The 12536-nt window shown below is 71.6% G+C and carries 8 protein-coding genes; 1 reads left to right on the top strand and 7 read right to left on the bottom strand.

Features of this window, described 5'->3' with window-relative positions; all coding sequences use genetic code 11:
- Window positions 1-1411: 1411 nt before the first annotated feature.
- The 7 genes from ACZ7LU_RS07660 to ACZ7LU_RS07630 all read right to left on the bottom strand — a co-directional run bounded on the left by ACZ7LU_RS07660 (window position 1412) and on the right by ACZ7LU_RS07630 (window position 11646).
- Window positions 1412-2764 (bottom strand): serine hydrolase domain-containing protein, encoded by a 1353-nt coding sequence (locus ACZ7LU_RS07660; protein ID WP_471916026.1) that lies wholly within the window; start codon window positions 2762-2764, stop codon window positions 1412-1414.
- A 104-nt stretch (window positions 2765-2868) separates the two neighbouring features.
- Window positions 2869-4077: a cytochrome P450 gene (locus tag ACZ7LU_RS07655; RefSeq protein WP_471916025.1), complete on the bottom strand. Its 1209-nt coding sequence runs from the start codon at window positions 4075-4077 to the stop codon at window positions 2869-2871.
- Between the two features lie 1032 nt (window positions 4078-5109).
- Window positions 5110-5916, bottom strand: coding sequence for a xanthine dehydrogenase accessory protein XdhC (gene xdhC, locus ACZ7LU_RS07650; RefSeq protein WP_471110561.1), 807 nt, complete (start codon window positions 5914-5916; stop codon window positions 5110-5112).
- 1 nt (window position 5917) lies between these two features.
- Window positions 5918-8383, bottom strand: a complete 2466-nt coding sequence (xdhB, locus tag ACZ7LU_RS07645) for a xanthine dehydrogenase molybdopterin binding subunit (RefSeq protein ID WP_471916024.1) — start codon at window positions 8381-8383, stop codon at window positions 5918-5920.
- A complete protein-coding gene (locus ACZ7LU_RS07640; RefSeq protein ID WP_471916023.1) occupies window positions 8380-9876 on the bottom strand; it encodes a xanthine dehydrogenase small subunit in 1497 nt (498 codons plus the stop codon). Before ACZ7LU_RS07640 ends, xdhB begins: the two co-directional genes overlap by 4 nt.
- A 440-nt stretch (window positions 9877-10316) precedes the next feature.
- Window positions 10317-10691 (bottom strand): VOC family protein, encoded by a 375-nt coding sequence (locus ACZ7LU_RS07635; protein ID WP_471916022.1) that lies wholly within the window; start codon window positions 10689-10691, stop codon window positions 10317-10319.
- Window positions 10692-10860: 169 nt separating this feature from the next.
- On the bottom strand, window positions 10861-11646 hold the full coding sequence (locus tag ACZ7LU_RS07630) for a helix-turn-helix domain-containing protein (protein WP_471916021.1): 786 nt from the start codon (window positions 11644-11646) through the stop codon (window positions 10861-10863).
- A 63-nt stretch (window positions 11647-11709) separates the two neighbouring features.
- On the opposite strand from ACZ7LU_RS07630, the gene ACZ7LU_RS07625 reads away from it, so the two are divergent.
- Window positions 11710-12516 (top strand): SDR family oxidoreductase, encoded by an 807-nt coding sequence (locus ACZ7LU_RS07625; protein WP_471916020.1) that lies wholly within the window; start codon window positions 11710-11712, stop codon window positions 12514-12516.
- Window positions 12517-12536: the final 20 nt, after the last annotated feature.

The raw sequence follows: 12536 nt of genomic DNA, 5'->3' as shown, positions 1-12536 counted from the left end.
GGGCGATGCGGCGCGCGCCACGCGGACGATCCCGGCCCCGCCTCGTGGGCGGTGCGCTGGATCGGACGTGACACACCGGGTGTGCGCGGCGGTGCGGTGGAACGGGATGGTGGCGGCATGGTGCGGAGTGGACGGGATACGGCGGGTGTGCGCGGCGGTGCGGTGGAACCGGACGGTGGCGGCGTGATGCGGAACGGACGGGATACAGCGGGCGGGGTGGTGCGGTGACCGACGGGCGTGGGCAGGTGATTGAGCCGAGGCTGCGACGAGTGACTCGCCGGTCCCGGTGGTGACCCACCCCGACGAGCGGCCCACCACCGGGACCGCCAGAGCCACCCGGGCCGCCGGGAGAGCCACGGCATCCGGCGACCGGGGCCACCGCGACGCCCGAGCGCGCGCGACCTGGCGGTCCGGCCCCGGAGCCGGTTGGCGGAGCCCCCGAGCCGGTTGGCCGAGCCGCCAGGCCCGGAGGCCCAACCACCGAACCCGGAGGCCCAACCACCGAACCCAGCGGCCGGACCACCGAGCCAGGAGAGCGGACCGCCGAGCCCCGTGGCCAAACCACCGAACCCGATGACCGGACCACCAAGCCCGAAGGCCAGACCGCCAAGCCCGGAGGCCGGAGCGCCGAACCCCGTGCCCGAACCACCCAACCCGGCGTTCGAACCACCAAGCCTCGTGACCCAACCACCAAGCCCGGAGGCCGAACCACCAAGCCCCGCGGCCGGACCACGGACCCCGAAAGCCAACACACCAGCATCGGCACCGGCACCGGCACCGGCACCGGCACCGGCACCGGCAGCCGAACCACCCAGCCGCGGTGACCGGACCGGCAGGGCCCGAGGACCGAAACCGCTCGGCCCACCGACCGGCCCGCCACCCGAACCACCGCCCGATCCGCCACCCGACCCGCCGCCCAGGCCACCGACCACCACCTCCCGGCGACTCCGATCCCCCGACCCGCCACCGGCCCCGCCTGCGGGCCCGGTCAGCGGTCCGGTGACCGGAATACGCCGGAGCCGAACGGCGCCCGGCAGACCGGTGGACGGGTGTGCCGCCGCCGTGGCCCGGCAACGGCCCCACCGGACGCCACCGAAGTGGACTGGCGACAGCGACCCACCGGTCCGGACCGGCCACGGCGAACCGCCACCGGAACCGGTTCCGCACGGCAAGGCGGCCACACGCCCCAGCCCCCGGGCAACGGGTGCTGGGCCCGCGGCCGACCCCCGAGGGAGCCGGGACCAACACGCCGTCAGCCCTAGACCGAACCGGAGCAGACGGGCGCCGACACCAGCACCGGCACCGACACCGGCACCGGCACCGGCACCGGCACCGGCACCAGCCGACAACCCGCCCCCCGGCCGGAAGAAGGCTCGCCCGTCGAAGCCCGCGGCGACGGCGACGACCGTGCTCAGCCGTCGTCGGCGCGGCGCGCGGTGCGCCCGGATATCTGCACCCGATCGATCGTGCCGGTGGCCGGATCGCGGTGGAACCGGCCACCGGGTTCGACACGCCCGGTGGCCGGATCTCGCAGATCGCAGGACAGGTCGGCGTAACAGACCAGCGGCAGGGCCAGGTCCCCGTCGACGGACAGGGCCGGCGTACCGTCCGGTCCGGGCGCGACGCGGTAGGTCGTGGTTCCGTTGCGGTACGTGCCCGCACAGCCGGGCAGGCCGACGGGCCGGCCGCGGTCCGTGGTGAGCGCCTCGGCGGGCACCCGGATGCCGGTGAGCCGGGCCAGAAACTCGGCGAGGTCGCGCCAGAGAGCGGTGGCACCCCCGGCGTTGCCCGTGAAGGCCACCACGACTCCGCTCTCCGGGTCGGCCCGCAGGTGGCACGACGTACCCTGGGCGTTGCCGTCGTGGCCGCACCACACCCGGCCGTCCCGCTGGTACAGGGCGAGTCCGGCGCCCCAGCCGTCGGCGAGCGTCCCCGGGTCGGCGGCGGTCTCGGCCCGGCGCATCTCCTTGGCGACGGCGGGCGGCAGCAGATCCGAGCGGCCGGTCAGCGCGTTGCCGAAGGCGACCAGGTCCAGGGCGCTCGCGAGCAGCGCGCCGGCCGGTGCCTCCAGCGGTGCCAGGTTCTGCCGGGCGGCGACAGACTGCCCGGTGACGGTGTTGACGGCGTGCCCCGCGGCCACCGGCCGCAGGGGCGCGGCGTCGCCGACGAACACCGGGAGGACACCGAGGGGTTCGAGGAGCAGCGCTCGCACGGCCTCGGGCCAGGGCATGCCGGTGACCGTCTCCACCAGCCGTCCGGCGGCGACGTAGCCGGCGTTGGAGTAGGAGAAGTCGGTCCCTGGCGTGAACAGCAGATCGCGGGCGGTGCAGACGGCCGTCAAGTAGCGCGCGGGGGTGGTCGCGGCGGCGGTGTCGGAGTCGGGGCCTGTGGGCAATCCGCCGGTGTGGGACAAGAGTTGACGGATCGTCACGTCCGGAGTGCCGGCCAGTTCGGCCAGGTGCTCAGCGGCCGGCTCGTCCAGGTCGAGGTCGCCGTCGTCGGCGAGGAGCATGACGAGCGCGGCGGTGAAGGGCTTGGTCAGCGATCCCAGCGGAACCGCGGTGTCCGCGGTGAAGGGGCTGCCGATGGTGACGTCGGCGGTACCGGTGTGCACGGCGACGACGTCGCTGCCGGTGTCCACCGCCAGTTGGGCGCCGGGTACCCGGTGGGTCCGGGCCAGGTCGTCGAGACGGTCTTGCAGCTCGCGGCGTAATAGGGCCGGTTCCCGTAAGGCGACCGGGGCGAGCGGGATGCTGTACGGCATGAGAAGGGGACTCCCGTTGGGTGGGTCTCATGTGCGGGTGTGCCGATCCGGCCCGGGCACGAGCGGTGCGGGCCGGCCGGAGGGGGCGCTGCGTGCGCCGGGGACTACGGTCTTGCGACCTCTACAGGCAGATGTCGTACGCCGATGAGGACGGCCGGGTTCTGGTAGACGACGTCCTCGTAGGAGGGGATCGTCAGTTCGCGGAATCGTTCATGCAACATGTGAAGAGCGATCCGCGCTTCCAGCCGGGCCAGCGGCGCGCCGAAACAGAAATGGATGCCGTGCCCGAAGGTCAAGTGGGGATTGGGACTTCGGGTCGCGTCGAAGACGTCGGGCGCGGTGAAGCGGGCGGGATCCCGGTTGGCGGCGCCGAGATGGGCCATCAGCATCGTGTCGGCCGGGATCTCGTGACCGCCGAGGACCACGGGTCGGGTTACCCTGCGGCCCAGTTCGGGGAAGGGCGGCAGCCAGCGCAGGACCTCCTCGACGGCGGCCGGGACGCGCGTGGGGTCGGCGCGCAGCGCGGCATCCGTGTCGGGATGCCGGTCGAAGGTGACGATCGCGTTGCCCAGCAGCGCGGTCGTGGTGATGTGCCCGGCCACGAGGAGCAGGGCCACGAAGCCGACCATCTCCTGGTCGGCGAGGCGCACACCGTCCACCTCGGCGGCTATGAGTCTGCTGGTGAGGTCGTCACCGGGGTCGGCGCGGCGGGCGCGGATGTGCTCCAGCATGTAGCCGTTCATCTCGCGCACCGTGGGGGCGATGGCTTCCAGCGCGCGCTCCAGGTCGGCCATGTCGGGCGCCTCGCCGAGCTGGTCGCCGCCGAAGAGGACGCTCGCCCACTCCTGGAAGCGCCGGTGTTCCTCCGCGGGGATGCCGAGGAGTTCGGCGATGACGATGATCGGCAGCGGGTAGGCCAGCGCGTCGACCAGGTCGAACCGGTCGCGGTCGGTCACGGCGTCGAGGAGCCGGGCGCAGACGGCCTCGATGCGGGGTTCGAGGCCCTGTACGACACGCGGCGTGAACGCCTGGCTCACCAGGGTGCGGAGCTTCCGGTGCTCCGGGGGGTCCATGCCGACGAAGTTGCCCTGGGTGAAGGTCTCGAAGTCGGACTGGGTGGGTGCGAGAGTGGAGAGCTCCGAGGAGTACGTCGCCGGGTCGGCGAGCACGGCGGAGACGGTCTCGTGGTCGAGCACCTGCCAGACGCTTTGGGTCTCGTCGTACCGCACCGGCCCGGTATCGCGTAAGCCCCGCCAGCGGTCGGGTAACTCCTCCAAGAGGGGTCGCTCGCCCGTCGGTTGCTTGCTGATCACCTTGTCTCCCTTGCTAGCGGCTGGCGCGTGCGGGCACGTTGGAGTCACGCGCACAGGGGTGTGGTGGTCCGGGTCGGCCAGGGCAGCACGGCCCCGGGCACAGCTGTGTCACTGTCGCCTGGACTTGAATCAGAACGGCACGTGCCCCGCGGAGTCCTCGTACGGCGGGACGGTCAATCGGCGTCAGTCCGACGCCGGAACGGACCCCCGGGCCTCAGCACATGCGGTGCCCTCAACACATGCGGTGCAGGGTGCCGCCGCGGCTGCACGGTCGACCACGGCCCCGCAGTCGGCCCAGTCGTGCGGCGCGCCAACCCGACATAACCATCCCCCTCGGCGATACCTCCCGCGCACCGGATACGCGCGGGCCCCTCCCTGTCCTGGACGGACAGCGGACCTCCAGTCCCGGCCGTTCGAAACAGTGTGTGAGAGTACGCAATCGCGGCACGTGCCGTGCCTCGATTGGCATGATGCGTCCCCTCGGAACACCTTCGTTTCGATAGAACTCGGCAGAACTCGGCCACAGTCTTCACGGCGAGTCACGTGCAAGCAACCCCCTGAGGTTGAACGGAGAGTGTTCCGCCGGTGCTTTTGCGTCACCACTCAGCCAATTCGTCCGGCCGACCGCGCATCGAGGCCGATCGCCGAATGCCGCACCGCCGCGTGTGCCCCGGCAACTCGGCCGCAAACCGGACCGCGCGGAAAAGAACGCGGCCAGTGCGCGCACAGGCACGCCGAACACCGCCGGACCGGACCGGATGGACGCGCCACCGCGCCGTCGGCATTCCGGGCGGGATCTCCCCGATCTGGGGTGATGATTGAGCCAGCGGACACCCCGTGCCCCGCCCGAAGGACCGTGGCTCAACACGGTGTGGGCGAATCCGATCCGCGGCCGACGCTCTCCGGTCGGATATGCGCCACCGCCGCACCGCTCGCCCACTCCACGAACGTCCGGAAGACACCCCTCTCTACCAGTACACAAATTCGGCCAATTGGCGTGCGCCTGACGTAACCCTTATTCGGCGCGATAGGTCACCGTGCGCCCTCGAAGGCGCGCAGGAGATCCGCGGCGACGCTCACGGCGATCGTCGCGGGCTCCTTGCCGGTGATGTCCGCAAGCCCGATCGGGGTCTTGATCCTGTCGATGGTGGCGTCGTCGTGGCCGCCCTCCGTGGAGAGGCGCTTGCGGAAGCGCGCCCACTTGGCCGCCGAACCGATCAGCCCTATGGAGCCGAGGTGGGTGGTGCGCAGGGCCGCGTCGCACAGAGCCGCGTCCTCGGCATGGTCATGGGTCATGATCAGGACGTGCGTGCCGTGCGGCAGGGCCTCAAGGACCTCCTCGGGCAGCAGCGGCGTGTGGTGTACGTGGACGTGCGCCACCGCGTCCGCCAGTGCGTCGAGCCGCTGCGGCGCGAGCATGTCCGCGCGGCTGTCGACCAGATGGAGGTCGAGGTCCTGGCGGGCCAGGATGCGCGCGAGTTCGAGGCCGACGTGCCCCATGCCGAAGACGGCCACCGCCCGTACCACCGGCAGGGGTTCGAGCAGTACCGAGACCGTGCCGCCGCAGCACTGCACACCGTGCCGGTTGGTCACCTTGTCGTTCAGGGCGAAGTCCATCAGCTCCGGCTCCGCCGTGTCCGCGGCGAGCATCTCCCGGGCCCGGTCGATCGCGACGGCCTCCACATTGCCGCCTCCGATCGAGCCCCAGGTCTCGCCGCGCGCCACCACGAGTTTCGCGCCCGCGCCGCGCGGGGCGTGGCCGCGCACGGTCGCGACGGTGACCAGCACGCCGGGCTCCCGGCGTGCCCGCAACCGCGCGACCGCGGCGATCCACGTCATGTCAGGCACCGTTCAACGCTGCGGCCTCGGCCGCCCGGTCCCGGCCGTCGGCGTTCCCGGCGTCGGCGTTCCCGGTGTCGGCGTTCCCGGCATCGGCCGGCGCGTCAGGTGCGTGACCGTCCGGGGTGGCGGCGGGCGCGCCGCGCGCCGCCTCGATCGCCCAGAACACGGCCTCCGGTGTCGCGGGCGAGGCCAGTTCGACGCTGACTCCGCTCGGCCCGAACGCGGCGGCGGCCTGGCGCAGCGCCTCGCGCACCGAGAATGCCAGCATCAGCGGCGGCTCGCCCACCGCCTTGGAGCCGTAGACCGCGCCCTCCTCGGTGGCGTGTTCGAGCAGCGTCACGTTGAACTCCTCGGGCATCTCCGAGAAGCTCGGCAGCTTGTAGGTGCTCGCCGCCTGGGTCAGGAGGCGTCCGCGGTGGGGTCCTTCGCCGGTGTCCCAGCGCAGGTCCTCCAGCGTCAGCCAGCCCGCGCCCTGCACGAAGCCGCCCTCCACCTGACCGATGTCGATCATCGGGGAGAGGCTGTCGCCGACGTCGTGCACGATGTCCACGCGCCGGATGCGGTAGGCGCCGGTGAAGCCGTCGACCTCCACCTCGGTGGCGGCTGCCCCGTGGGCGAAGTACTTGAACGGCGAGCCCCGGAACGACTTCGCGTCCCAATGGAGGCCCTCGGTCCGGTAGAAGCCCGCGGCCGACAGCTGGACCCGCTGGAAGTAGGCGGTGCGCACCAGGTCGTCCCAGGCCACCTCCTTGTCGCTGCCCAGGGCCCGTGCGACGCCCTCGACGATGCGTACGTCCGAGGCGTTCGCGCCCAGTTGGGTGGCGGCCACCTGCAGCAGGCGCTCGCGCAGCTGCTCACAGGCGTTCTTGATCGCCCCGCCGTTGAGGTCGGTGCCCGCGCTCGCGGCGGTGGCGGAGGTGTTGGGCACCTTGTCGGTGCGCGTCGGGGCGAGGCGCACCTTGTGCAGCGGGATGCCCAGCGTGGTCGCGGCCACCTGCATCATCTTGGTGTGCAGGCCCTGGCCCATCTCGGTGCCGCCGTGGTTGATCAGGACCGAGCCGTCCTTGTAGATCAGCACCAGGGCGCCGCCCTGGTTGAAGGCGGTGAGGTTGAACGAGATGCCGAACTTGATGCCGGTGACGGCGAGCGCCCGCTTGGTGTGCGGGTGCGCGGCGTTGAACGCGTCGATCTCGCGCCGGCGGTCGGCGACACCGGCGCTTTCCTGCACCTGCCGCCAGACCGCGGAGATCCGCTCGGCCTGCGTGACGGGTTGTCCGTACGGCGTCGTCTGGCCCTGGCCAGGGCGGTAGAAGTTGCGTTCCCGCAGCACCATGGGGTCAAGGCCGAGCTTCGGCGCGCAGCGGCCCAGGATGTCCTCGATCACCAGCATGCCCTGGGGGCCGCCGAAGCCGCGGAAGGCGGTGTTGGAGACCGTGTTGGTCCTGGCGATACGGCCCGCCACGCGGGCGTTGGGGATCCAGTAGGTGTTGTCGATGTGGCACAGCGCCCGGGCGAGGACCGGCTCGGAGAGGTCGAGGCTCCAGCCGCCGTCGGCGACCAGGGTGGCGTCCAGGGCCTGGATGCGGCCTTCGGCATCGAACCCGATCTTCCAGGTGGCGTGGAAGCCGTGCCGCTTGCCGGACATGGTGAGGTCCTGGGTCCGGTTGAGCCGGAAGCGGACCGGCCGGCCGGTGAGTTTCGCGCCGAGCGCGGCGACGGCCGCGAAGCCGTGCGGCTGCATCTCCTTGCCGCCGAAGCCGCCGCCCATCCGCAGGCACTGCACGGTCACTTCGTGCGCGGGCACGCCGAGCACGTGCGAGACGATCTCCTGGGTCTCCGAGGGGTGCTGGGTGCTGCTCTGGACGAACACCTGTCCGTTCTCGTCGATCTGGGCCAGCGCCGCGTGCGTCTCCAGGTAGAAGTGCTCCTGCCCGGCGAACTGGAACTCGCCGCTGAGCACGTGCGCGCTGTCGGCGAAGCCCGCGTCGATGTCGCCGGTCTCCATCAGGGGCCGCGCCCCGTGGTAGCTGCCGGCCTCGATGGCTTCCCGCAGCGTGACCAGGGAGGGCAGTTCCTCCAGGTCCACCTCGACAGCTGCCGCGCCGAGCCGGGCAGCTTCCAGCGTCTCGCCCAGTACCCAGGCGACTGCGTGGCCGTGGAACATGACCTCGTCGGGGAAGAGCGGTTCGTCGTGCTTCATGCCCGCGTCGTTGACGCCGGGCACGTCGGCACCGGTCAGGACGCGGACCACGCCGGGCACGGCGAGAGCGGGCTCGGTGCGCAGCGCGGTGATCCTGCCGCGGGCCTTCATGACCTGGACCGGGTAGGCGTGCAGGACGTCCTTGGTGCGCTGGACCAGGTCGTCGGTGTAGAGGGCGGCGCCGGTGACGTGCTGGACGGCGCTCTCGTGCGGCATCGAGATTCCGACGACGGGCTTCTCGGGACGCTGGGACAGATGACTCATGACGACACCGCCTCGGTGGTCTGTGCGTGCAGCTTGAGCAGGCTCTGGCCGAGCATCGCGGAACGGTAGAGGGCGCTGGCGCGGTGATCGCTCATCGGTGTGCCCTCCCCGCGCAGCACCCGGGCCGCGGCTTCGGCGGTCCGCGCCGACCACGGCTTGCCCTCCAGGGCGGCCTCGGTGGCCAGGGAGCGGATGGGCGTGGCGGCCACGCCACCCAGGCCGATGCGTGCCTTGCGGACGATCCCGTCCTCGACGTCGAGCGCGAAGGCGACGGCCACGCTGGAGATGTCGTCGAAACGCCGCTTGGCGATCTTGTGGAAGGCGGTGACGGGTGACAGCGGCAGCGGGACGCGCACCGCGCGGATCAGCTCCCCGGGACGGCGCACGCTCTGCCGGTATCCGGTGAAGTAGTCCGCCAGCGGTACCACGCGCTCACCTTCGGCGTCGGCGAGCACCAGCGACGCGTCGAGGGCGAGCAGGACCGGCGCGCTGTCGCCGATGGGCGATCCGGTACCCAGGTTGCCGCCGAGGGTCGCGCCGTTACGGATGAGCCGCGAGGCGAACTGCGGAAAGAGTTCGGCGAGCAGCGGGATGTCGCCGTCGAGGCGGCGCTCGATCTCCGTGAGCGTCAGAGCCGCGCCGATCTCGATGTGGTCGGACTCGACGCGCAGCTCCCGCAGTTCGGGCAGCCGGTCGATGGCGATGACGCAATCCGCCCGCTGGGAGCGGATGTTGACCTCGACGCCCCAGTCGGTGGAGCCGGCGACCACGACGGCGTCGGGCCGCTCGCGCAGCACCCTCAGGGTCTCGGCGAGAGTGTTCTTACGCAGGAACACTCGGCCGTCGAGGGCGTATTCGGTGGCGACCGGCGCGGGCGGGGGCAGCTCGCGGCGCCGGGCCAGCGGGTCGTCATCGGTGGGCGCACCGACGGCGAACGCGGCGTCACGGATGGGTCGGTAGCCGGTGCAGCGGCACAGGTTCCCACTGAGGGCGTGCAGGTCGAAGCCGTTCGGGCCGTGCTCGGGGTCGGGGCTCGGGCCCGTCTCCGTACGGTCGGCCGCCCCCGTACCAGAATGTTCACAACGGCCGGGGCGGTAGTACTCCGCGGCCATGCTGCAGACGAATCCCGGCGTGCAGTAGCCGCACTGGGAGCCGCCGCGGACCGCCATCTCCTCCTGTACGGGGTGCAGGGACGGCGCCGTGCCGGGCGCACCGGCCGTCGCGAGCCCTTCGGAGGTGATGATCTCCTGGCCGTCGAGCGCCGCGGCCGGCACCAGGCAGGCGTTGACCGCCACCCAGTCGGTGGGCTTGTGCACTCCGGGCCGGGCCACCATGACGGAACACGCACCGCACTCGCCCTCCGCGCAGCCCTCCTTGGTCCCGGTGAGGCCGCGCTCGCGGAGGAAGTCCAGCGCCGTGGTGTGGGGTGCGCACGGTGAGATCGGTGTCTCTGTCCCGTTCACCGTCATCCGCGCCCCGGTCGTGCCGGGCATCGCTTCAGGTGTTTCCGGTGTCCGTTCCGGCGCGTGATCGGTCACATTCATGTTCGCCAATTTCAGGCAGCTTTCTGTGTTCAGACGCGCCTCACCCAAAGCGGCGGGCGCGGCAGGGCACGGGACAGCGACGTGCCGGAAGACGGTGAAGGGCAGGGAAACCCGGAGAGTGCCGCAGCGGGGCACATCAGGACGGCGTACTCAGCAGCCGTGTGCGATCCGACCCGGTACCCAGGCGGTGCACTGGGCGAGACGACCGAGGTCAGAGCTGGTGCACATCTGCTGGTCGCCTCCTTTCGTCACCACGGGTCAGTGGCTTGGGAACGTAGTGGCTGCGTCGCCGCAGGTCAAGGGGAGGACCACAAAACCGAAAAGGCCCGGAGACGGCGCGTCGGCCGTCCCGGGCACTCATGGCTACCTGTCAGGGCCCGTACTGGGGATCATGCCCCCGGCAGGAAGAGGCAGAACAGATGACCGTGCGGATCCCGCAGAACTCGTACGTCCTTCTGCGGCTGATGCTCCTCCAGCGTCGCGCCCAGAGCGAGGGCCCGCTCCGTCTCCGCCTCCAGATCGTCGACCTGGAGGTCCAAGTGGGCCTGCATCTGCTGTACACCCGGGCGTTGCGGCCAGACCGGGGGCGTGTGGTCGGTCTCCAACTGGAAGCTGAGACCGGGCCGTTCCCGCTCCGGATTGCGCAGGCGGACCCACTCCGGCCGGCGATCCACTTCGCGCCAGCCCAGCAGGGCCTGGTAGAAGTCGGCAAGCGCGGGCGGATCCGGAGTACCGAGCACAAAGGCACCAAGCGTCGTCGTCATGCCCTAACGGTGCCCCCGCCTCCCGGCATTTCACCTCCCAGGCTCCCGCTCCGGTACCGCATCACGGCAGATCACGACAGCCCGTATCCCGGCGGAGATACGAATACGGGCCGCACCTGGATGCATCTGTGCTGACTGCACGTCGGCGAACTCGGAGGCGTCTGGCGCGTCACACAAGACGTGACAGGGCCGCCTCGGACGGGCTCCCGGCCGTCGCCTGGTACACGACGATCACCTGTTGCTCGGCGCCGCCGACGGTGAGTGCCTGCCTGCGCAGGGCGAGGCTGCCGACGACCGGGTGTGCGAAGCGCTTGAGTTCGTCACGGGCGGGTCGCGTCTCGTGCCGCAACCACAGACGACGGAACTCCTCGTCCGTCTCCAGTTCGGCGACCAGGCGGACGGTTCTGGGGTCGCGCGGGTCGGCTTCGGCCCGCAGGGCCGCTGCGGTCTGCGCGGCTACCTCCGTCCAGTCGGGGAAGAGCCGACGGGACGCCGGGTCGAGGAACATCGCTCGGACCAGGTTGCTCCCGGGCTCGTACATCGGGGCGAGCGCACGGGCCTGCTTGTTCGCCGCCAGCACGTCGAAACACCGGTCGCGGACGTACGCGGGGTGGTCCGTCCACGCGTCGAGCAGCCGGTGCACGTCCTCAGAGGCCTCGGTCCGCGACGGCGGCACGGGGACGGCGTCGACGAGTGCGTGCAGGTGAGCGGAGGCGTCGGCGTCCAGCTGCAGCGCCCGCGCGAGGGAGCGCAGCACCTGGGGCGAAGGGTGCCGGTCGACGCCCTGTTCGAGCCGGACCAGGTACGGCTCGCTGATGCCGGCGAGCCGGGCCAGTTCCTCCCGGCGCAGTCCCGACACCCGGCGACGTCCGCCGGCGGGTCCCGCCACGTCCGCCGGAGCGACCCTTCCGCGCCGGGCCTTGAGGAAATCTCCCAGAAGATTGTCGGCCGCCATGGTGCGAGGGTAACCCTGCGAGGGTGCTGGCTGCCGAGGTGGAAACGACGCAGGCTCGATGCCATGAAGACCTGGTTCATCACCGGCGCGTCCCGCGGCTTCGGCCGTATCTGGGCCGAAGCCGCTCTCGAACGCGGCGACCGCGTCGCCGCCACCGCACGCGACCCCAAGACCCTGCAGCCCCTCGTGGACACCCACGGGGACGACGTCCTCCCACTCCCCCTCGACGTGACCGACCGCGCCGCCGCGACCACCGCGGTGCAACGGGCCGCCGAAGTCTTCGGCCGCCTCGACGTGGTCGTCAACAACGCGGGTTACGGCCTGTTCGGCATGGTCGAGGAAACCACCGAGGAACAGGCCCGCGCACAGCTCGACACCAACCTGTTCGGCCCACTGTGGGTGACGCAGGCGGCCCTGCCGTACCTGCGGGCCCAAGGCAGCGGCCACATCCTGCAGGTCTCCAGCCTCGGTGGCCTCGCCGCCTTCCCCACGCTCGGACTGTACAACGCCTCCAAGTGGGCCCTTGAGGGGATGAGCGAGGCCCTGGCCCAGGAGGTCGCTCCGTTCGGGATCAACGTGACCCTCGTCGAACCCGGCCCCTACGGCACCGACTGGTCGGGCGCCTCCGCGGTGCACACCAAGCCGCTCCCCGCCTACGAACCCGTCCGCGCCGCGCGCCGGGCCGGCGCGTCCGCCCGCGCGCCCCAGGACGCGCGAAGCACCGCCACCGTCGTCCTTGACCTCGTCGACACCGACGAACCGCCCCTGCGGCTCTTTCTCGGCACCTACCCCTATCCGGTTGTCGAGTCGGCCTATCGGAAGCGGCTCGACATGTGGGACGAATGGCGCCACCTCGCCTCCCGTGCGTGACCGGCACGGACCGCCCTGCG

The organism is Streptomyces sp. NPDC039462, from assembly GCF_055639375.1.
This window is presented reverse-complemented; position numbering and strand designations above follow the sequence as displayed.